Annotated in this window: 11 protein-coding genes; all 11 read left to right on the top strand. The window is 49.3% G+C overall.

Annotated features, from left to right (window positions below; all coding sequences use genetic code 11):
• The first annotated feature begins 19 nt into the window (after positions 1 to 19).
• On the top strand, positions 20 to 1072 hold the full coding sequence (locus M4J38_RS03960; protein WP_251758231.1) for a hypothetical protein: 1053 nt from the start codon (positions 20 to 22) through the stop codon (positions 1070 to 1072).
• Positions 1073 to 1450: 378 nt separating this feature from the next.
• Positions 1451 to 5557: a two-component regulator propeller domain-containing protein gene (locus tag M4J38_RS03955; RefSeq protein WP_251758230.1), complete on the top strand. Its 4107-nt coding sequence runs from the start codon at positions 1451 to 1453 to the stop codon at positions 5555 to 5557.
• 250 nt (positions 5558 to 5807) lie between these two features.
• Positions 5808 to 8669, top strand: a complete 2862-nt coding sequence (locus M4J38_RS03950; RefSeq protein WP_251758229.1) for a TIM-barrel domain-containing protein — start codon at positions 5808 to 5810, stop codon at positions 8667 to 8669.
• A 119-nt stretch (positions 8670 to 8788) separates the two neighbouring features.
• The gene (locus M4J38_RS03945) at positions 8789 to 11935 is read left to right on the top strand and encodes a TonB-dependent receptor (protein WP_251758228.1); all 3147 of its coding nucleotides are present in this window, start codon (positions 8789 to 8791) and stop codon (positions 11933 to 11935) included.
• A 14-nt stretch (positions 11936 to 11949) separates the two neighbouring features.
• Positions 11950 to 13521 (top strand): RagB/SusD family nutrient uptake outer membrane protein, encoded by a 1572-nt coding sequence (locus M4J38_RS03940; protein ID WP_251758227.1) that lies wholly within the window; start codon positions 11950 to 11952, stop codon positions 13519 to 13521.
• A 27-nt stretch (positions 13522 to 13548) separates the two neighbouring features.
• Positions 13549 to 15072: a glycan-binding surface protein gene (locus M4J38_RS03935; protein WP_251758226.1), complete on the top strand. Its 1524-nt coding sequence runs from the start codon at positions 13549 to 13551 to the stop codon at positions 15070 to 15072.
• A gap of 55 nt (positions 15073 to 15127) precedes the next feature.
• Positions 15128 to 16582, top strand: a complete 1455-nt coding sequence (locus M4J38_RS03930) for a cellulase family glycosylhydrolase (protein ID WP_251758225.1) — start codon at positions 15128 to 15130, stop codon at positions 16580 to 16582.
• Positions 16583 to 16643: 61 nt separating this feature from the next.
• On the top strand, positions 16644 to 17846 hold the full coding sequence (locus M4J38_RS03925) for a glycoside hydrolase family 5 protein (protein ID WP_251758224.1): 1203 nt from the start codon (positions 16644 to 16646) through the stop codon (positions 17844 to 17846).
• A 69-nt stretch (positions 17847 to 17915) separates the two neighbouring features.
• Entirely contained in the window at positions 17916 to 20006 is a 2091-nt protein-coding gene (locus M4J38_RS03920) for a beta-galactosidase (protein WP_251758223.1), read from the top strand.
• Positions 20007 to 20123: 117 nt separating this feature from the next.
• Positions 20124 to 21701 (top strand): glycoside hydrolase, encoded by a 1578-nt coding sequence (locus M4J38_RS03915; protein WP_251758222.1) that lies wholly within the window; start codon positions 20124 to 20126, stop codon positions 21699 to 21701.
• Positions 21702 to 21995: 294 nt separating this feature from the next.
• Positions 21996 to 24077 (top strand): alpha-L-fucosidase, encoded by a 2082-nt coding sequence (locus M4J38_RS03910; protein ID WP_251758221.1) that lies wholly within the window; start codon positions 21996 to 21998, stop codon positions 24075 to 24077.
• Positions 24078 to 24195: the final 118 nt, after the last annotated feature.

The raw sequence follows: 24195 nt of genomic DNA, 5'->3' as shown, positions 1-24195 counted from the left end.
AAATCTTATCTTCGGTCCGATGTCAGTTGATCGTTCCGAAACCATCTTCCATAACAGGAGTACTCCTTTCTCCCCTGAATATCGGGTAACCATTCCCGGTATCCTGACGCATCTTTTCCGGCTTTGGCGCACCATGAAACGCCATGAACCTTATTTTGAGACAAGGGTACAGGAATTGCTGGCGCCGCTTCTTCCCGGAAAAAATCAGCTCAACCCTTCCAACCTGGTCCGGATCCGGAAATACTGGGAGCTCTCCCTGCACTTTATCTGCGGAAGTTTTTATGAACGGAACGGTTGGAAGTTGAGCAGGAGAGAAGAAGAAAATATACTGCGCCTCAGTTTGCTCTCTCCTTTTTATGATGATCTTTTTGAAGAAGGTATTGATGCGGAAAGAATACGATCGCTTACTGCCAATCCCCAAGGCTTTCAGCCTGCGCATCCGAAAGAAATAATCGTTTGCACGCTTTACTGTTCCATTCTTGAAAGTTTGAAGGATCCTGTTTCTTTTAAAGAACAGTTCTTACAGGTTTTTCACTGGCAGCAACGATCGCTGGAGCAAAAGGATATTACTGTTTCCGAAGCGGCGCTCACTGAAATCATGATCGGAAAGAGTTACCACTCTTTTCAGTTGTTTTACCGGTTGCTGGAACACTTCCCTTCCGCTGATGAATTAGACATGATGCGCCGTGTAGCCGGGTTGCTGCAATTCACCAACGATGTATTTGATGTTTACAAGGATGTACAGCACAACGTATACACCGTTCCCAACCTGTATGGTGATTACTGTAAACTGCGTAAATGGCTGCTGGATGAAGTCCGTTTATTGAACGGGCAACTCGCCGCCTTACCTTATCACGTTAAGGGAAAGAAAAAAAACATCATCACATTCCACGCCATGAATGCCATGTGTTTACTGGCGTTGGAACAACTGGAGCGAAATACCGGCGGCAAAGCGGATATTGCCCGGCTGCGGATGATGCACCGGAAAGAACTCGTTTGTGATATGGATGATTTTTTGATGAAGATAAAGTGGTTGTGGAAGGTGAAAGCATTGTGTGGCATGAAGGAATAACCTGGCTAGCTGTGGAAGATGGCCAGGTATTCTTCGAACACGAAATGCCGGTTCCTTTTAAGGCCGGTTGTTTCCTTAAGAATTTTCAATTCAATGAAGTGATAGGCGGTAACCTGATAAACTTTCAATTTCCAGGTGCATATTGTTATTGAAGGGAGACTTATTTAATCTTTCAGAGCCAGAGTTAAATAAAAAAATCCATATTTAACTTTCCATCTTCTTCCTGAAAATTGACTTTCTACTGTCCTATTTGTGCATCTCCGTCTATTTCTATGCTAAATCACCTATCTTAAACAGTCAATTAACTGCTTTAACGGATGCCGCTGCCTGGAAGAACAGAGGGCCGGGAGTGAAGTTTCCAGCAACAAACCTGAAAAGATGCGTGGCCATATTTTAGTTTCTTTCCTATTGCTTTCTTTCGCGGCATTTGCGCAGGTGGATCAGTACAATTTCTCCAAACTCAATATTTACACCGGGCTTTCCCACAACCATGTTACCGCCGTACTGAAAGATGCCGACGGTTTTATGTGGTTCGGCACCATGGCCGGTCTTAACCGCTACGATGGTTACGCCTGCAAGGTGTTCCGGAAGCGGTACAATGATAGTACCTCGCTCCGCGACAACAATATTTCAGCCTTATACGAGGCGCCTGGCGGAAAAATTTTCGTGAAAACAGCGGGAGGGCCCTGTATTTACGATCCGGCCAGGGAGCAGTTCGATGATGATATGGATGCCTTTTTAAAGGGGCTCGCATTGCCGGTGGGGAATATCAGTTCCATTACCAAAGGCCGGGAAGGAAGGTATTGGATCGTATATGAAAATGGAGAACTCTATTTTTATAAGGAGGGGAAAAACGTTGCGCCCGAAAGGGGGAGGTTCGGTTCGGGCGATGGAGAAAAAGTGGCTTCAGTAACCGAAACCCGTGACGGAAAGTTATGGGTAGTGCTGCAAAATGGCATGCTCAGGTTGTACGCTATTAAAACAGGGAAGTTGTTGTTGCAGTCTGCCGCACTGAAGGAAACTAACCCCGGCACGCACTTCTACCACGTTTTTGAGGACCGCGACGGCGACCTATGGCTATGGGCCACCAACAGCGGAGCGCTCTTGTTTCAGCCAGGATCAAACAAAATCACACCTTTCAATGAACGTTCAGCCGTTGGTAAACTGAACACCGACCTCGTGACCCAGATCGTGGAAGATGAGAACGGCATGATATGGGTGGCCACCGACCACGGAGGTGTGAACCTGATCAGCAAGAAAGAGGGTTTCAGGGTCACTTATCTGTTGAACGACCCCAAGGATCCGCGAAGCCTTAGCCAGAACAGCATCACCGCCATGTACAAAGATGACCGGGGCGGTATCTGGCTCGGTACGTATAAACAGGGTGTCAGTTACCTGAACAGCGGCATTACGCTTTTCCCCCTTTTCAGGCGCCAGGAATCAAGGAACAGCCTGCCTTACGATGATGTGAACCGTTTCGTGGAAGATAAGGACGGCAATATATGGATCGGCACCAATGGCGGAGGGTTGATCTTTTTTGATAGAAAACGGAATGCTTTCAAGCAATACCTTCACGATCCTGCCAATGGCAACAGCCTGAACAACAACGTGGTGGTAAGTCTTATCATGGACCACAAAGGTGTGCTGTGGGTGGGTACTTTCTTCGGGGGGCTAAGCAGTTTCGACGGAAAAAAATTCACCCACTACCGGCACCGGGAAGGAGATACCGCCAGCTTATCGAACGACAATGTGTGGGAGTTGTTTGAAGACCGCGCACACAACTTATGGGTAGGTACATTGGGCGGAGGGGTCGACCTGCTCGACCGTGAATCGGGAAAGTTCACGCATGTTGATTATGTAACGGATGAGGCCCTCGCAATTCCGTCAGAATATGTTTCGAGCATCAGGCAGGATAAAGCCGGAAATATCTGGATCGGAACTACCGGAGGCATCATCGTACTGAAAAATGACCAGTCGGTAGCTGCCACGTACCGGCGGGAGGCAAAGCAGGAAAATGGGTTAAGCAACAACAACATCACCTGCATCCTGGAAGACAGGGCAGGCAACACCTGGGTGGGTACCCGGGAAGGGTTGAATATCCTGACCCCGAAATCGAATACATTCCGCGTACTCACCACAGCCAACGGTTTACCGGATAACATGATACTGGATGTGCTGGAAGACAATGCCGGTACAATATGGGTCTCCACACCAAACGGATTGTGCAACCTGCTGCGTGAAAAAAACAGCGCGGGCCAGGATTTCACAGCAGTGAACTACGATGAATCGAACAACCTGCAGAACAGGGAATTCAATGAGAACGCGGCTTTGAAAACAGCCCGGGGGGAACTGATCTTCGGCGGGCCTTCCGGCTTCAACATCATTGATCCGGGAAAGATCAGAAAGCAGGAGCGCAGACCCGATATCGTGCTAACGGGATTTCAGTTGCTGGGCAGAAGTGTATCGCCCGGAGAAGGCGTTGACGGGCGCGTATTGCTCCCGAACGCATTGTCGCACCTCGAAAACATCGTGCTGAAATACAAAGAGAACGTATTCTCCATCGAGTTCACTTCGCTGGATTTCAGGCAGGGCGCCATCGACAAATACGCTTACAAAATGGAGGGCTTTAATGCCGACTGGATTTATGTTTCAGGCGACCAGCGCAGGGCCACTTACACCAACCTCAGCCCGGGATCCTATTTCTTTAAAGTGAAGGTGCTGAACAGGGACGGGGCCTGGAGTCCGGAAAAATCACTGAAGATAAACATACTCCCGCCTTTCTGGAGAACCACCGTGGCGTATATCATTTACCTCCTGATCGCCGCGGGGTTATTCTGGCTCGCAAGAAGGATCATCCTGGAACGCATCCACATGCGGTATGAAGTGCAGCAAAAGCGCAGGGAAGCCATACGTGCCCAGGCCGTGGAGCAACTGAAAACGAAGTTCTTCACCAATGTGAGCCACGAGTTCCGCACGCCGCTGAGTCTGATCATTTCTCCGCTGGATAAAATCATCCGGCAAACCACGAATGAAGAACAGAAAAAGCAACTCAGCCTGGTACAACGGAACGCCAAACGTCTTCTGAGCCTGGTGAATCAATTGCTCGACTTCCGTAAAATGGAAGTGCAGGAAATTAAACTGCACCCTGCTATAGGCGATATCATCGCCTTCAGCAAAGACATCAGCGATTCCTTTCTAGACATCGCGGAGAAAAAGAACATGGGCTTTTCCTTTCAATCCAATATAGACCACCTGGAAATCTACTTCGACAAGGATAAGATCGAAAAAATACTGTTCAACCTCCTTTCCAACGCGTTCAAATACACCAATGAAAACGGGCGTGTGAACCTGGCGCTTACCTACCATCCACCGGCAGGCGAAGCCGCCGAAGGCACACTTACCATAGAAGTGAAGGACACGGGCATCGGTATCGCCGCCGACAAGCAGGAAAAGATATTCGAAAGATTCTTCCAGACCGATGTGCCGGAAACGATGGTGAACCAGGGCACAGGCATTGGGCTGGCCATTACAAAAGAGTTCGTGAAGCTGCACCAGGGTGTGATTTCTGTGAAGAGTGCACCCGATAAAGGCACCACTTTCAGTGTACTGATTCCCGCGAAAAAGATTAACGATTCCACCATAAAAGCCAGTTCCGTTTCCGTACTCGAGGAAGATGCTGAAAAAATACTGTCAGAAGAAACGCCCCGGAATGGCCGGAAGAAAATGGTGCTGGTGGTGGAAGACAACGAAGACATCCGTTTTTACCTGAAAGAGAACCTGAAGGCAACCTACGAGGTAGAAGAGGCCACAAACGGCAAAGAAGGATTCGAAAAAGCCAGGAGCCTGATGCCCGACCTGGTGGTGAGTGATGTGATGATGCCACAGATGGATGGCATTGAAATGGCGGCGAAACTGAAAAGTGAAACCGTTACCGCGCATATCCCCATAATCCTGCTCACGGCCATGGGCAGCGAAGAAAAACAATTGGAAGGCCTGAAAGTGGGGGTGAACGATTATGTGACCAAACCCTTCACCTTCGAAATACTGGCCTCCCGGATTCGGAACCTGATCGCCCAGCAGAAACTTTTACAAAAACGCTTCCAGAAACAGCTAGAAGTAGATCCCGGCGAAGTGACGATCACCCCGGTGGATGAAAAATTCCTGCGCCAGGCCCTGGAACTGGTGGAAAAAAACATGGACAACGCAGACTTCTCGGTGGAGGATTTCAGCCACGACATGTTTATGAACCGCGTTACTTTATACCGGAAAATCCTTTCGCTGACCGGCAAGACCCCGATCGAGTTCATCCGCTCCATCCGGATGAAAAGGGCGGCGCAGCTGCTGCTAAAAAGTGGCATGTCGGTTTCAGAGGTGGCTTACGAGGTGGGGTTCAATAATCCGAAACATTTCGCCAAAGCCTTCAAAGAAGAGTTTAAAGTGATCCCCTCCAAATACGCCTCCTCGCAAAACGAGGAGGAGCGTTGAGCCGTTTCAACGCTGACATTTTTGCCGCTAGGCGTTCCTTAAATTAGTAAGGATGCCAGTGTCCCTTCGCCGCCGCGGGCAATCGTGATTTACCCAGATTTTCAGGGTCATGCGCATTGTATAACTTGATTTCCGCTGAAAATCATTCCGTTGCAACATTTCGTATACCAATATGCAACAATTGACGACGGTGTTCCGAACCCGGCTTTTGTAGTTTTGAAGCATTCGACCAGGATTAAGATTGCTGTTTATGAAATTACGATTGCTGTTTACTACACTTTTTCTTACCGGCTGTTTACATGCCGTTTTGTCTGCACCCCCTTCCTTCATCAAAACGGAAACAGGCGTTATTGTATTCACGGATCCCATGTTCACGGGTACATCTAACGCCGTGAAACTGGAGGTGATAGCCGACCACATTATCCGGGTAACCGCGGCACCCGGGAAAGAGATCGTTCAAACAACCAGTCTGATCACTGTTTATTCCAGGCAGCCCGGCCTGGCCTGGGACGTGGTTCCTTCCGAAGACCTGCTGGAACTGAAAACAAAAAAACTCACCGCGAAAGTGGATGCGAAGAACGGCGCGGTTTCCTTCTACGATAATAATGGTAATAAAATCATTGCCGAAAAGGCCGTTGGCGGAAGAAGTTTCCAGCCTGCCGTATTCGATGGTAAAAGATACTACGGACTCACCCAGACTTTCCAGACCACAGAAGACGATGCTTATTATGGCCTTGGTCAGCACCAGGACGGCATCATGAATTACAAAGGACACCAGGTGAATTTCTTCCAGAACAATACCGAAGTGGCCGTTCCGTTTTTATTGTCCGCAAAAAATTACGGCATCCTCTGGGACAATTATTCCCTTACCAAAGCCGGCGATGTGCGTCCTGCACACCCGCTTTCCGCCCTGCAATTGTATTCCGCCAACAACGAGCCCGGCTGGCTCACCGCCGCGTATGCCAACAACAAAATGAAGCCGGGAGAGATCGTGTTGGAAAGAGCAGAGACAACAATAGAAATGGCTTTTCTGGGCGAATCAAAACTGAAGCTTCCGAAAGAATTTGATCCTGCGAAAGGTGTGGTTACCTGGAAGGGTAGTCTTTCCAGCACGCTATCCGGGCTGCACCAGTTCCGGTTTGTTTTCGGCGGAACATTAAAAGTGTGGCTGAACAATGAGCTCGTGCTTGCACATTGGAGAAAAGCCTGGAACCCTGCAACTGTATTGCTGCCCGTTCACCTTAAAAGCGGGGAGCAAACGCCCATCCGCATCGAATGGGTACCCGAAGGCGGCGAATCTTATCTTTCCGCGCAATGGCACGAACCACTTTCACCAGAGGAAAAGAACAGCTTCAGCTTTTCTTCTGAAGCGGGCCACCTGATCGATTATTATTTCATCCACGGCAACAACATGGATGAGGTGATTGCCGGTTACAGAACACTTACCGGGAAGGTCCCCATCGTACCCAAATGGGCCCTCGGTTTCTGGCAAAGCAGGGAACGGTACAAAACGCAGGAAGAACTACTCGATGCGGTTGCGGAATTCAGGAAACGGAAAATACCGCTTGATAATATTGTGCTGGACTGGAGCTACTGGAAAGAAGCCGAATGGGGCAGCCAGGAATTTGATGCGGCACGTTTCCCTTCGCCCGACAGCATGATCAATGTACTGCACAACAAATACAATACGCAGATCATGATCTCCGTTTGGCCGAAGTTCTATGAAGGCATCGAGGCCTACAGAACATTCGACCGGAACGGATGGCTCTACAAGAAGAATATCGCCGACCGCCAGCGCGACTGGATCGGAAAAGGCTATGTGTCCACATTCTACGACGCGTTCAATGAAGGGGCCCGCAAAGGCTTCTGGGAACTGATCCGGAATAAAATCTACACCAAAGGCATTGACGCCTGGTGGATGGATGCCAGCGAACCAGACATTCTTTCCAACGTGGACCCGGTGCAACGGAAATTGCAAATGAGTCCCACCGCCATCGGTGCCGCCGCTGAATACCTGAACGCCTATCCCCTGCAAAACGCGAAAGGCATTTACGAGGGGCAACGCTCCACCGATCCCGATAAGCGAGTGTTCCTGCTTACCCGTTCAGGTTTCGCAGGCTCCCAGCGGTATGCCGCGGCGATATGGAGCGGTGACATTGGTTCCACCTGGATGGATATGAAAAACCAGATCACGGCAGGATTGAATTTCTCCATGTCGGGATTGCCTTACTGGACCATGGACATCGGTGGTTTTGTGGTGCCGGAAAAATTTGAAAACCCCAACGCGGAGAGCCTGGAAGAATGGCGCGAGTTGAATACCCGCTGGTACCAGTTCGGTGCATTCGTGCCGTTGTTCCGGGCCCATGGTCAGTTCCCATACCGGGAAATTTACAACATCGCGCCCGGGCAACATGCCGCTTATAAAAGTTTTGTCTATTACAACCAACTCCGTTACCGCCTCATGCCTTACCTGTATGCACTGGCGGGCGCTGTTTACCACGACAACTATACTATGATGCGCGGGCTGGCGATGGATTTTGCCCATGATACCGCTGTGCTGAACATTGCCGATCAATACATGTTCGGCCCTTCCTTACTCATTAACCCGGTATATGGCTACCAACAGCGGAGCCGGAAAGTATACCTTCCTGAAGGGAATGGCTGGTTCGACCTGTATGCAGGAAAATACTTTGAAGGCGGACAAACCATTGAAGCCGCGGCACCTTACGAACGTATGCCCATATTCGTGAGAGAAGGTTCCATTCTGCCAACAGGTCCCGCCTTGCAGTATGCAATGGAGAAACCCGCCGATACCATCACGCTCACCATCTACGGTGGGAAGGATGCGTCTTTCAAATTATATGAAGATGATGGGAAACAATACGATTACGAGAAAGGTGCTTTTTCCACCATTGAAATGAAGTACAGCCACAGCGCCAACACACTTTCGATAGGAGAACGGAATGGAAGTTTTGAGGGCATGTTGAAAAAAAGATATTTCCGCATCCGGTTGATCACACCGGGAAAAGCACAGGCGTTCGATGCCAATGCACGGGGGCAGAAGGAAGTGGTGTACACCGGAAAGGAATTGACAGTGCGGTTAAAGCAGTAAAGCAGGACCTGAGTAACAACTTTTTCTATATACAGTTTGCTGATATGAACAGAGGTTTTTAACCCCGGTTTTCCCGGACATTAACGATTAGGTATATGAAATTAAACCAAACGACCCGCTTGTCATTATTACTGCTTCTTGCAGTATGCGCGCTTCCGTTTATGGAAGCGTTTTCCCAGACTTTAAAATTAAATGGCCGGATCACCGGCGAACGTTCTTCGGAACCCGCGAAAGGCGCTACCGTTACCGTAAAGAACACGAACCGGCATGCCGTTACCGACGACAATGGCCGCTTTACGATTGATGTAAACCCTGGTGAGGTACTGGTGATTACGATGGTAGGCTTCCTTTCGAAGGAAGTGAAAGTAGGGCAGGGAAGTTCCATTCAGGTGAAACTTTCCGAGACCATCTCGCAACTGGATGATGTGGTGGTGATCGGCTACGGCAAGGTCAGGCGAAAAGACCTTACCGGCTCCATTTCCTCTATCTCCGGCGAAGAGTTACGCCGCTCACAGCCCACTACCATTGACCAGGCCCTGCAAGGCAAAGTAGCCGGTGTGGTGGTACAACAAATATCCGGACAACCCGGTGGCGGCGTTTCCGTTCAGGTGCGCGGCGTATCATCCATCAGCGGCAACAACGCGCCCTTATATGTAATTGACGGGGTGATTATTCCATCGCCAGGTGATCCCGGAAGCGGCTCGAATCCGCTGAATACCATCAACCCCAACGAAATTGAATCCATTGATGTATTAAAGGATGCTTCAGCAACGGCCATCTACGGTTCGCAGGCCACCAATGGCGTAATTGTAATTACTACCAAAAGAGGAAAAGCCGGCCCGCCTTCTGTTTTCTATGACGCGTATTTCGGCTATCAGAAAATACCTAAAAAATTGCCGACGGTTAACCTGCAGGAGTTCGCCACGCTGCTGAATGAAAGAGCCATCATATGGGGCTTTGACGCAAGACCGGAATTTGTAAATCCCAAATATGTAGGGACCGGTACTGATTGGCAATCGGCATTGTTCCGCTCGGCCCCGATGCACAACCACACGATTACGGTAAACGGTGGCGATTTGCGTACCCAATATCTGTTGTCGGCTTCTTATTTTAACCAGGAAGGGATAGCGCTGGGTTCTGATTTTAAAAGGTATTCCGTTCGTTTGAATTTAGACAATAAAACCACCAGCTGGCTCAAAATAGGTACAAGCCTCCAATTGGCGCATGTTGATGAGAATGTGAACGCCACTACGTCCAGCGTTATTTCCAATGCCCTGAGTTTAACGCCGGATATTCCTGTAAAAAACCTCGATGGAACTTTTGGCGGCATCACCAATACATCGGGCTGGATTACGGCTGTTCCCAATCCCGTCGGGCTTGCCACCTTAAATACACGTACCAACAAAAGATACCAGTTGTTTGGCAACATGTACGCAGATATTCAGTTTACCAAAGACTTGTCGTTCAGGAATGAGGTGTCCCTCAATTTTGATTTTAACAAACAGAACGCATTCAACCCCACGTACAATTTTGGCAGAGTAGAGAACAACGTGAATTCCGCGTCCTCCTCTATGGGACATAGCTTGTACACTGTATTCAGGAGTTTCCTTACCTACAACCGTTCCTTCTCGGATTGGAACTTGAATGTATTGGCCGGCCATGAGGCGCAATTGAATACTTCAGACAATGTTTCCGCGGGAAGGCAAAACTTCCCGTCCAACGTAGTGCAGGCGATCAGCTCGGGTGATGCCAATACCGCTACCAATGGCGGCGCGCCCGGTTCGGGCCCTGCCCTTGAATCTTATTTTGGAAGGATTAACCTGGGCTGGCACGACAAATACCTGCTTACAGGAAATTTACGGGCCGACGGTTCTTCCAATTTTGCGCCCGGAAGGCGCTGGGTAAATACCTACTCCGGCGCGTTCGCCTGGAAAATGAACAATGAGGATTTTTTAAAAGATAAAAGTTTCATCAGCGAATTGAAATTGCGTTTAGGCTACGGCGTTACCAATAACCAGGGCATACCCGGTAATACGTTTGTAACATCACTTTCTTCGGTGAGCAATGGGCTGTCGGGTTCGGCGCAGTTTCAATACAATCTGGCCAACCCCTTTGTGTCATGGGAAAAAACGAAATACGCCAATGCGGGTATCGACGGCGCGTTCTTCAACTGGAGAATCAGTTTTTCGCTGGATGTTTATAACCGTGAGACAGACGGCCTGCTGCTGAAACTGCCATTGCCTTTGTATTCCGGAACCACTACCGCATGGTCGCCGGGAGCCATGCAGGCGCCATTTGTGAATGTGGGCGCCGTGCGCAACAAAGGATTCGATTTCAGAATCAGTTCCACCAACATCAGCCGGAAACACTTTACCTGGAAAACCGATATCACCGTTTCGCGCAATGTGAACGAAGTATTGAGTTTAGGCGCCGGTGGCGATGCGGCCAACCTTTCCCAAACTTTCAATTCTTACGTTTTCGCCAAAACGGTTCCTGGACGCGCGATGGGCGGATTTTACGGGTATGTGTTTGACGGTGTATTCGCCACCCCGGAAGATTTTAAAACCCATGCGCTGCCGGTAAACCAAAGTGGAGTAGCTTACCCTGTCTCACCCAGCGGCGGTGGAATATGGTATGGCGACAGAATGTATAAGGACCTGAACGGCGATGGCATTATTGATACCAGGGACCAGACTTTCTTAGGCTCTCCGCTGCCCAAAGTTCAATTGGGATTCAACAATTCATTCCAGTACAAAAATTTCGACCTGAATATTTTCCTGGCATCAAGTATAGGAAACAAAGTGTTTAACCAGTTGACCATTTCGCAAACCAACCCCCAGAGCAATGCCAATTATTTTAAATCGGTTTTGAATTATGCCCGGGTGGAATATGTGGATCCGAACCTTTCCACGGCCAATATTTACAACGCCTATGTCAGCAATCCCGATACAAGAATTGTTGGGTTGAGGAATGACAATACCAATGAAAATAATCGTCCTTCCGATCTCTATATTGAAGACGGCTCCTTTGTGCGGTGCCGCAATATCACGCTGGGGTACAGGATTCCCGCAAGTGTATTATCGAAAGCGCACATCAATGCGCTGAGGGTCTATTTTACCGTGGCGAACGCGTTCATCATTACCGACTACACGGGGATGGATCCGGAAATTGGTTCATGGAACCCGCTCCAGGCCGGTTGGGATGGCGGCTTCTATCCACAGCCCAGAACCTTCACATTTGGGTTGAGCCTGAATTTAAACCAATAATAAATTTTGTGACCATGAAACGTATGAATAGATATATGCTGCTTGCGATTGTTGTTGCTTCAGTTGCCTGCAAAAAAAGTTTTCTCGATCGCCCTTCTCTTTCACAGATCAGTTCGGATAATTTTTATAAAACAACCGGCGAACTGAGGTTGGCTACAGCGAGCCTTTACGGTGGATCTCCCTGGGGCATCTGGCACAAAGAGGCAAACTTGCCTTTGGGAGAAATTTTAAGTGGCAATGCCTATTTCGCCTGGTACGGCGATTTTGTACAGTTGTACACCCGTACCATTACGGCCGGCAACGCTGTGATACTTGGTGGCTGGAAAGGAATGTATAACCTGATCGGGCAATGCAATACCGTGATCAACTCCATCGATAAAAACGCCAGTGCTTCCATCAGCGCCTCAGATAAAAACGCGGCGATAGGCGAAGCGAAGTTCATCAGGGCGATGGCCTATTATTACCTCGCTATGGTTTGGGGTGAGGTGCCGATTATCGAAGACAACAGCAAACTGATTCAGGATCCGCTTTTAAACCGCATCATCGTAGCAGATGTATACAAGTTCGTTGTGCAGGACCTTAGTTTCGCTGCGGGTAGTTTGCCACTGACGGATGAAAAGGGAAGGCTTACCACCTGGTCGGCACAAGGCATGCTGGCAAAGGTTTACCTGACGATGGCCGGCCTGGGGCAAACAGGCGGAACCCGCAACCAACAATACCTGGACAGCGCCATAAAATATGGTGGTAATGTTTGCAACAAAAGTGGGTTGAACTTATTGAACAACTACGCCAATTTATTCATGTCGCAATATAACGACAATCCGGAAGCGCTGTTCGCCTTGCAGTGGGCAACCGGCGCGGGAATAGGTTGGCAGGAAGGAAACCTGAACCTTACCTATTCTCCCTCCAATGATATTAACCCCCAGCGCAATGGCGCGTGGACGCCGCTGGCCCCTACTTATGATTTGTATTTGAACTATTCGGCCCAGGATTCGGTAAGAAGAAAGGCTTCGTTTATGATGAACGGGGATTATTACCCGGAACTGAACGCGGCGGGCGGCGGTTATAAGGCGACCGGGCAAAGCATGAAAAAACACATTATCGGAAACGAGAAGGACAACAATGCGCCCACCATGACCTATACCGCATCCATTGAACACGATGCTCTGCTGCGGCTCGCCGATGTTTACCTGGTGTATGCTGAAGCGATTTTAGGTAACAATACTACTACGGCCGACCCCGAGGCGTTGAAGTTTTTTAATAAAGTGAGAAAGAGGGCCGGTGTTGACCCCGTTACAACCATCAACATGGATATCCTACTAAAAGAAAGGCGGATTGAATTTGCATTCGAGGGACAGTACTGGTTAGACCTGGTTCGTCTCTCATACTGGAATCCGGAAAAAGCTGTTTCAATCATCAACAACCAGCAAAGAACAACTTTTGAATATACCAACGGGTTAGCCACACCGGCGGCAATAAGCACGAGCATTGTACCTGCCACTGTTGCGGCGTTTAAAATGCAGATACCGGCGGCGGAGTTAACGGCCAACCCTAAACTGGCGGAAGCCGCGGTTCCTTATTACTAATTTTTCAACATCATTAAGATTAAGGTTATGAAGAATAAAATACTAAATATTTCAGGCTTCCCCGCAATCTTCGCCATGCTGTTGCTGGGTATGCTGATGCTGCAGGCATGTAAAAAAGATACTGCCGGCGGACCGCCCAAAATTACATCCATCCGCAACTATGCGCCCGCGCCGGAGGATACCCTGCTTACCAGCATCAGCACCGGACAATGGGTGGTGATTCATGGGGAAAATTTGAGGGAAGCGGTGGAAATACTTTTCGCCGGCGTGCCCGCGCAGTTTAATTACGGCATGTTTTCGGGTGAAATGGCCGTGGTGCAAATTCCCGCGTCCATTCCCTTCAACACTGTTCCGGATGAACTGCTGAATACAATTAAATATACCACCACAAGCGGCAGCACCGTTTTCTCTTTCAACTACAATTATCCCATGCCGGTTATTACCGGTCTTGGCAACGAAACCTTTTTCCCCGGCGACTCCGTCTATATTTATGGATCGGGGTTCTTCCTGGTGCAAAATGTAAAGTTTGCCGGCGCCACCATTACGGAGTATGGTGTTGATTCGCTTGGCGGTTTTATCAGGTTTGTATGTCCGCCACTGGCACAGGTGCCGGGAGGTACCATTACGGTAGTAGCCAAAGGGGGCACGGCTACCACTACCCAAATTTATTCGGTAGGTAAACCCAGTATTTACGCGATTTCCAACGAAAATCCCAATGTGGGTGATTCCGTTTACATTCACGGTGCCGCGTTTAAAGATGTGCAATCGGTAAGTTTTGGCGGGAACGATGTTGCTGTTGCCAATTACCGCACCGCAGACGATTTCTCCTACATCGCATTCAAATGTCCGGCGCTCAACAATGCCGGAGTGGTGCGGATGGAGACCTTATATGGCGTTGCAACCACCCTGTTTAACGTAAACGATAAGCTGACCGGCATGATAGGCAACATGGAGTGGGGCGACCAGTTCGGTTACCAATGGTGGGGTGGCGCCAATTTAAGTGTTGATGACGCAAGCCGCAATGGAGGATGGATCTATACCGATCCTTTGTTTGCCGTGAATACCAGTATGTTTATGTCGCTGATCAGCGGACCTTTAAGCAGTGGCGATGGCAACAATGGCAGCACTTCCATCCGTTTAGGCAGCGCGCAATGGGTGCCTGCCGCCAACCTTACTGAAACGCCTGATAACTGGGCCGTAAAATTTGAAATGAACGTGCCCAAACCCTGGAACGGCGCAACGCTGTGCATTCAAAGCGAATTCACCGAAAACATCATGTACCGCTACGAACCCTGGAGTACGCCATCCGGCGCGGTGGATTTTAAAACCAACGGATGGGTAACCGTTACCATCCCGCTTTCCGCTTTCCGGCTTAAAAGCACAACCCTGGGCGATGGTCGCGGCACACCGGTAACCACCTTGTCCAGTCTGGTGGGGAACTCCGGTAAAACAGGTATGTTCCTGTATATGAAAAATTTCAGCGGGGCCACCAATCCAACAGGTTATCACGCGGCGTTCGACAATATCAGGGTTGTAAGGATAAAACAATAAGTAAGCGATTCATGGCCATGAGCTCCTGCTCCCTGTTCATTCCAAAAAATAATACATGAAAATGAAAAATATTCTCACGGGTTTAATCACCTTAGTTGTAGTGTTTTTTTCTACGGCATCCTGCAAGAAAACAAATGATGACGGACAGTTTACACTGGAAAACCTAACCGACTCGGTAGCAGCTACCGGTGGCGTTCGTTCCATCAGCTTCAGCAGCAACACGACCTGGAGCATAGATACGGCCGGGCTGGGTTGGATCAAACTGAATGCTGTTTCGGGCAACGCGGGCGATGCCGCCTTACAGATTGCGGTGTCGGATACCAACAAAACTGGTGCCAGCAGAACGAAGCACATCACGGTAAATACCAGTGATGGTGTTTCCAGAAGAATAACCGTTTATCAGTTCCCATATATCTTTCCAGGGTATAATACTTCGCCGCTGCCGCCGGATGCAACAGGAATGGGCAGTACCGCCGCGCAACTGATCGCGAAAATCAGTTTGGGGGTGAACCTCGGGAACACACTGGAATTGGTGAACATCAATCCTGCGCCAACAGAGCCCTATTTCAAAATGCTAAAACAACAGGGTTTTAACGGCATTCGGATCCCATGCGGATGGTATTTGCATGGCGGCGATAACGCGACCGCTAAAATCCCACAGCTCTGGATGGACTCGGTAAAAAAAGTAGTACAGTGGTGCGTAAGCAACGATATGTATGTGTTGTTAAATATCCATTGGGATGGTGGATGGCTGGAAGGTGCGGGCAATACGGCTGAAAGTAAAAAAGATATGGTGATTGCCCGCCAGACCGCTTACTGGGAACAGATCGCCACGGCCATGCGCGACTTCGACGAGCACGTGATGTTTGCCAGCGCCAACGAACCTTTTAATGTACAGAATGACCTGGAAGCCAAAAACCTGGTGGCCTATCACCAGGCCTGCATCAATGCGGTGCGCGCCACGGGCGGGAAAAATACGTACAGGACGATCGCCATCCAGGGCCCGGAAGAGTTTATTCAACCAGACAGGTATTTCCCAACCGACCCCACCCCCAACCGCTTGGCGTTTGAATTTCACAATTACACACCAAGCAATTTTTCGATCCTCAATGCCGATCCTTCCGAAGGTGGATGGGGTTATATCTTCTACTACTGGGGTGCCGGCAACCATTCCACTATCGACAGCGCTTACCGCAACGCCAACTATGGCGAGGAAGCAGAACAACTGGCCAGTTTCAAAAAACTTAAGGAAGAATATGTGGACAAAGGCATTCCCCTGTTGATGGGGGAATACTCCGCCAACAGGAGAAAAGGCACATCGAATGGACACGAACCACTTGACCTGGCAAAACACAATGCTTCGGTAAACGCGTGGTACACCTTTCTGACCAAACAATGTCTCGCCATTGGTGCCAAGCCGTTTTTCTGGGAAACCGGCGGCGTTTTTGACCGGGTGACCAATGCAGTCAGGGATCAGCAAACACTGGATGCCATCAAAGCGGCGCTCTAACAGAGTAGGGTGTTCGAAGTTGTATTGGTTCTCCTAAAAGATGAATTGAAAACGTGTTCGTATGTGTATCCACAAGGTATTTTGTACAATCAGTATCGCTGCTTTTTTGGTTTGTTCAGGATTCTCCGTAAAAAAGGAATACCCTTCAAAACAACCTGTTTATCCATCCTATAATGTATCGCCTAAAGCGCCCGATAGTACCGGGATGAGCAGTAACGCGGTACAGCTGGCCGCAAAGTTCAGGTTGGGTTGGAACATCGGCAATACTTTTGAAGCCCCGGGCGGCGAAACCGGCTGGGGAAGCCCGGTGATAACAGAAGTATATATAAAAACGGTAAAGAAGCTGGGGTTCACCGCGATAAGATTGCCCTGCGCCTGGAACTGGCATCATTTGGTTGATGAAGGCACTGCCAGAATCGATCCGGACTGGCTGAAACGGGTAAAAGAAGTGGTGGGCTACTGTGTGAAAAATGATTTGTATGTATTGCTGAACATCCATTGGGATGGCGGCTGGCTCGACCACAACATCAGCAGGGAAAAACAGGATTCGGTAAACGCAAGGCAAAAAGCGCTTTGGGAACAGATTGCCACCACCATGCGCGATTTTGATGAACACCTGATGTTTGCGGGCTCCAATGAGCCGCCCGCTGAAAATGCCACACAGATGACCATCCTGGACACCTACCACCAGACTTTTGTGGATGCGGTGCGCGCCACAGGAGGCAGAAACAGTTACAGGGTACTGGTAGTGCAGGGGCCATGTACCGATATTGAAAAAACCGACAGCCTGTTTGTTCGCCTGCCCGCCGATAAGGTAAAGGACCGCATGATGGTGGAAGTGCACTTTTATACCCCTTTTCAATTTTGTCTGATGGATGGTGATGCCGATTGGGGGAACATGGTTTATTACTGGGGCGCCGGCCACCATTCCACGCTCGAACCCTCCCGCAATGCCAACGGAGGAGAAGAAAAGGATATCCTGAAGTTGTTCGGTAAGATGAAAGCGAAGTTCACAGACAAAGGTATACCGGTTATCATGGGAGAATACGGCGCTTTCAGACGAACCAAACCCGGACGCCAACCCGCAGACATGGCCAGGCACAACGATGCCATAGACCATTGGATAGCTTTTGTAACCCGTGAAGCCATTGCCCACGGTTTGAAACCCTTTTGGTGGGATACCGGCGGGGCCATAGACAGGCTGCACTTTAACCTGAAAGACAAAAGAACTATTGATGCTTTAACAAAGGGAAGTAAAAAATGAGCATGCCCCATCCGTTTCAACAAATGCTCTAAACCCGAATGTCCGGCAATGTATAAAAATGAATCCGTTATGATGAGAGTTTTTCCGCTGCTTCTTTCCTTTGTTACCACGGTCCTTTTTACTGCGGCCCAACCAACATCATCACCGTTTTTTAAAGATGCCGACCTGGTAAATACAGGAATATATTACTACCCTGAACACTGGCCGGAAAGCCAGTGGGAAAGAGATATTTCCACCATAGCGAACATGGGATTCGAATTTGTGCACCTGGCTGAATTCGCCTGGTACAAAATGGAACCAACCGAAGGGGTATTTGATTTTTCCTGGCTCGATAAAGTAGTGAACCTGTGTATAAAGTATCGCCTGAAGGTATTGTTGTGTACGCCTTCGGCTACCACCCCAACCTGGATGCGTGTAAATTATCCTGAAACCTTTATAATGGATGGGCACTACATCAGGGCTGAAAATGGCACCCGCGGACTGGGCTCGATGGTGAGCGAAAAATACCGAGATGGCGTGCGCAAAGTAGTGGCGGCTATGGCCCGGCGTTATGGAACGAATCCGCATGTAATCGGCTGGCAGGTAGACAACGAGCCCGGCGCCGTGGCTGATTATAGTCCCGCGTCACAGGCGGCCTTTAGAATATGGCTGCAAAAGAAATACAAAACCATTGGTGCGCTGAATAAAGCCTGGGGAACGGCTTTTTGGAGTCAGTGGTTCAATAATTTTGGACAGGTTATTATACCCAATACCAACCTGGTGGGCTGGTGGGGCAACAATCCACATGCCTTGCTCGATTTCAAACGATACTCCGCCGATACCCAGGCGGAATTTCTCGACATGCAGGCCGCGGCCCTGCGGAGCCATATCGCTGAAACCCAGTTCATCACCACCAATTACACCGCAGTATGTACCGGTGCCGATGCCATGCGTACCCGTAAGCTGGATTTTGCCACTTACACCGCTTATCCGAACGGCGGCGGCGATAATATCGGTAACCAGGGCTTCAGGCTGGGGAACGCCAGGGCCGTTCTTTTTGCAGCTGATTATTACAAATCTGTTGGGGGAGTATCAGGTGTAATGGAGATGCAGCCCGGTCCGGTTAATTGGGGAAGTTACAACCCGCTGCTCTTACCAGGAACAGTGCGTATGTGGCTCTACCACACGTTTGCGGCGGGCGGGCGAATCGCCTGTTCCTACCGTTTCCGGCAAATCAACTACAGTTCCGAGCAATACCATGCGGGTATCATGCTTACCGATGGTGTTACGCCTTCGCCGGGGGGAGAGGACTACAGGCGGTTTATGAAGGAGGTAAAAGAATTGCGCCAACAGTACAGGCCAGGTGAGGCCATGCCCCAACAAATGAAGGCCAGGTCAACAGCCATTGTTTGGAACGTCGAAAACTATTGGAGCATCGACCGGCAAAAACAAACCCACCAATGGGATACATGGAATTTTCCCGTGAAATATATTGAAATGGCAAAGTCGCTGGGAGCCCCTGTTGATGTTGTGCCCGAAACAGCCGACCTGTCGGCTTACAAATTTGTGATAATACCGGCTTATGAACTCGCCGATGAAGCGCTCGTAAAAAAATGGGCGGACTATGCAGCCAATGGCGGACATTTATTGGTTACCTGCCGCACCGCTGTCAAAAATCGTGATGGACATTTTTGGGAGGGGCCGATAGCCGCGCCCATCTCAAAGTTAATCGGCGCACGGGTAAAAGCAACCGATATGTTATCAGGCCATGGGAAAGGCGACATTGTATTGAACGGCAGCCACTATAAATGGAACAACTGGGCCGACCTATTAGCGCCATTCGAGGGAACTGAAATCGTCGCAACCTATAATGACCAGTTTTACAAAGGTATGGCCGCCATCGTGAAACGTAAGTCAGGAAAGGGTTCTGTAACCTATGTCGGGGTAGATACCGACGATGCGGAACTCGAAAAAACTGTATTGCAGCAAACGCTTAACGATGCGGGTGCCAGTACTGAAAATTATCCTGAAGGTGTTTATGTTTATTGGCGGGATGGTTTTTATATGGCCGTAAACTACGCTTCGGAAAGCTACACGATGAACTTGCCGGAGAACAGTAAGATACTTGTGGGGGAAAAAACGCTGAAACCAGCCGGAGTATTGGTTTGGAAAGTGTTCTGAAAGCTTGTGTTGAATGAAGCAGCAGCAACTGCAACTTGTACAAATAGGCGCAACAGGCAATATGCTTTTTTGACGACACAATTCATTGAAATTTTTTATTCAAAAAGATAAAATTTTATGCCCCGAAAGGAATTTAGAAAAATGCTGGCAGCAGCAACAGGCTTTTTGCTGACCCTTACAAGCTATGGCCAGCGTGCCATCGAAGTAAACTACAACAAGCCAAAGGGTGCCATGAACACCATGTTCAAGGAATGCGTAGGCGCAGGCAGGGCCAACGAAGGGTTGCGCGCCGACTGGCAGCAGCAACTGGCCTATGTAAAGGAACAGTGCGGGTTTAAATACATCAGGATGCACGGCCTGCTCACCGATGATATGGCTGTTTATACAACTGACAGTAAAGGTCAACCGAAATACAGTTTTATGTACGTGGATGCGCTGTTCGATTTCCTGCACAGCATTGGCATGAAACCATTCGTGGAACTCGGTTTTATGCCCAATGCGCTGGCCAGCGGTCCCGAAACGATCTTCTGGTGGAAAGGCAATGTTACGCCGCCCCGGGATTATGAAAAATGGGCGGGCCTGGTGGAAAACCTGGTGCGTCATTTCGAAGAAAGGTATGGCGAAGAAGAAGTGAAGACCTGGTATTTTGAGGTATGGAACGAACCCAACCTTTCCCCCGGGTTCTGGACCGGCTCCCAGGCCGATTATTTCAAATTGTACCAATATGCCGCCAACGCGGTGAAAAAAGTGAACAAGGCTTACAGGGTGGGTGGACCAGGAACGGCAGGCGCGGCATGGGAACCGGAAATGATAGACTTCTGCCATAAAAACAATATACCCATCGATTTCATCAGCACCCACGCATATGGCGTGAAACAGGGATTCCTGGATGAATTCGGGCAGGGTGGAACGGTGCTCAGCAAAGATTCTCTTTCTGTAAGCGGAGATGTGATGCAGTCCAGGAAAGAGATCTCCGAATCAGCCATGAAGCACCTGGAACTGCATTATACGGAATGGAGTTCTTCTTATACACCCGCCGATCCATTGCACGACAGTTACCACGAAGCAGCCTACATCCTCGACAAACTGAAACAGGTGGGTGATGCGGCGCAATCCATGTCGTATTGGGTGTTCACCGATATCTTCGAAGAACCCGGTCCGCGCTTCACACCGTTTCACGGTGGCTTCGGGCTGCTCACCATTCAGGGCATTAACAAACCCGCTTTCTACGCATACCAGTACCTTAATAAACTCGGTGGAACCGAACTGGTAAATACCGACACCCGTTCATGGGCATGTAAAAATGAGCAGGGCGATGTTCAGTTGCTGCTCTGGGATTTTACGAATACCCATCCCGGTGATTCCGTGCACAATCAGAAGTACTATATCCAGGACCTTCCGGCAAAATCAAAAGGCTCCGTAAAAATAAATATCTCCAACATCCCCGCGGGAAATTATACCATGGAAGTATATAAAGTGGGCTATCGTATCAACGACGCTCATACTGCTTATATCGATATGGGAAGACCCGATCAGTTGAACAAACACCAGGTGCGGCAATTGAAGAATGAAAACCATGGCAGCCCCGTATTCACCGGCAGGATATCAGTGAAATCCGGAAAAGATTTCTCCCACGAACTGGACATCAGGGAGAACGACGTGGTATTGGTGAAACTTATTAAAAGCAAGAAGTAAAGTATAAAAGATGAATGTAACCTGGTCCAGGGGAAACCATATCGTTGCGGCGTTTATCCCTGGTTGTTGTTTGGTTACCGCTCCTCCGGGAGAATGCACCAGGTTTGTCAGAAAGGCTACAAACGGAACGGACTGTTTGCTGAAAATTGGGCATGAAAAAAGCATGATAGGTAATGCTGAATTATTTTGACGGATTGAACCAGTTCTAAGATATTCAGCGGAAGCATTAAATTGGTGATCCGAAAGATGCGGTAACAGTAAATAATAAATGCAGCGGAAGAAAATAACAGCAACATGATTAGACGGTCTTTTATAATGGGTTTGCTTGCCCTGTTTGCAGCATGCCCAACATTCGCGCAAACAAAAGCGCCGGCTCCTGTCGGGCCCATCCCCACCGTTAACCAATTGCGGTGGCAGGAAATGGAATATTACGCATTTGTGCATTTTTCCCTGAATACCTATACCGACCAGTCCTGGGGCTATGGCAACGAAGACATCAACCTGTTCAATCCCGAAAAACTGGATTGCAGGCAATGGGCGCGGATCTGCAAACAGGCGGGCATGAAAGGCATCATCGTTACGGCGAAGCACCACAGCGGATTTTGCCTATGGCCATCGAAATATACGGCGTACTCCGTTAAGAATGCGCCCTGGAAAAACGGTAAGGGTGATGTGGTGCGTGAGTTGGCGGATGCCTGTAAAGAATATGGGTTGAAACTGGGGATTTATGTATCTCCCTGGGATAGAAACCATCCTGATTACGGGAAGCCGGAATACATCACCTATTTCAGGAATCAGATCCGGGAATTGCTTACCCAATACGGCCCCATCTTCGAAATATGGTTCGATGGCGCGAATGGAGGAACGGGATATTACGGCGGAGCCGATGAGAACAGGAAGATCGACAGAGCCACCTACTACCAGTGGCCGGAAACCTATAAGATCATCAGGAGACTTCAGCCAGATTGCGTGATCTGGAACGATGGTGGCGACCGTGCCGATTTGCGCTGGGTGGGAACGGAAGAAGGCTATGTGGGAGAAACCAACTGGAGTCTGCTCAACAAGAAGGGGGAACCCGATTGGGGTATGCTGCATTTTGGCCTGGAAAACGGCGATGCCTGGGTGCCCGCCGAAGTGAATACGTCCATCCGGCCAGAATGGTTTTACCATCCTGATGAAGACACCAAAGTAAAGACCGTGCCGCAACTGATGGATACGTATTACCATTCTATCGGGCGCAACGGAACCCTGCTGCTCAATTTTCCCATTATGCCGAACGGCCTGATCCATAAAACAGATGAACTTGCGGCGCTGGAAATGGCCGCCGCCGTGAAGAAGACCTTCGCCAACAATCTGGCGTTGAAAGCTTCGGCCAGCGCTGAACATGTCCGGGGAAACGATAAGCGGTTCGGTGCAGCTATGGCAATTGATAAAAATCCTGCTACCTATTGGGCCACTGATGATGGCGTTACAACCGCTTCGCTGGTGCTGGACCTTCCCGCGCCGGTGGTGTTCAACAGGTTCCTGGTGCAGGAGCGTATTTCGCTTGGGCAACGCGTAAAGTCGTTTACCGTGGAGGTTTTTGCGGATGGTAGCTGGAAGGAGGTCGCGGCCGGAACTACCATCGGGTACAAACGTATCCTTCGTTTTCCCGGGGTGAAAGCTTCAAAGCTGCGTTTCAATATAAAAGATGCGAAGGCGTGTCCTGCCATTTCAACCATCGGGTTGTACAATGCGCCTTTGTTTTTAAACGCGCCATCGGTTACAAGAGATCAGTCGGGGAAAGTAAGCATCACTACAAACGATATTGGTCCCGTTTTCTATTATACGTTGGATGGAAAAGTGCCTACTACCCGTTCGAAAAAATATTCCGGTGCATTTCAGGCCGATGGAAAAATGGAAATCAGGTCGATAGCCGTTGATCCAGCCTCCGGGCAAGCGGGTCCGGTAACCATGGAAAAATTCGATGTTTCAAAAAGCAAATGGAAACTCGTTGGAACGAATGATACCAAAGCGTACGCGGTATTGGATGGTAATAGCACCACCGCGTGGCACCAGCAGCGAAAAGATGGTATTCCCAATGAACTGGTCATTGACCTTGGGGAAGAACATGCGGTGGCAGGCTTCCGGTATTTGCCGGAGCAGGGCAAATGGGGTTCGGGCATCATTACGCATTACCGGTTCTATGTTTCAGATGATGGGGCGAATTGGACACTTGCAGATGAAGGAGAGTTTTCCAATATCAGGAATAATCCGCTTTGGCAAACCAAAAAGTTCCAGGTGCGGAAGGCGCGTTACATTAAACTGCAGGCGCTGAAAAATACGGCGGATAATAACCGGGCGGGCTATGCTGAAGTGGATATAATTACGCAGTAGCCACGGGGTAAAGAGGGGACATGTTTTAGCTGGCCTTTAGGAAGAACGATGGCAGGAGAAAAACTGTTTCAATCACTTTTGGCTACAACAATAGTCGTTTAGGCTTCATGCGTTGTTT

Origin of the sequence: Parasegetibacter sp. NRK P23 (genome assembly GCF_023721715.1) — a bacterium.
Taxonomy (GTDB): Bacteria; Bacteroidota; Bacteroidia; order Chitinophagales; family Chitinophagaceae; genus Parasegetibacter.
This window is presented reverse-complemented; position numbering and strand designations above follow the sequence as displayed.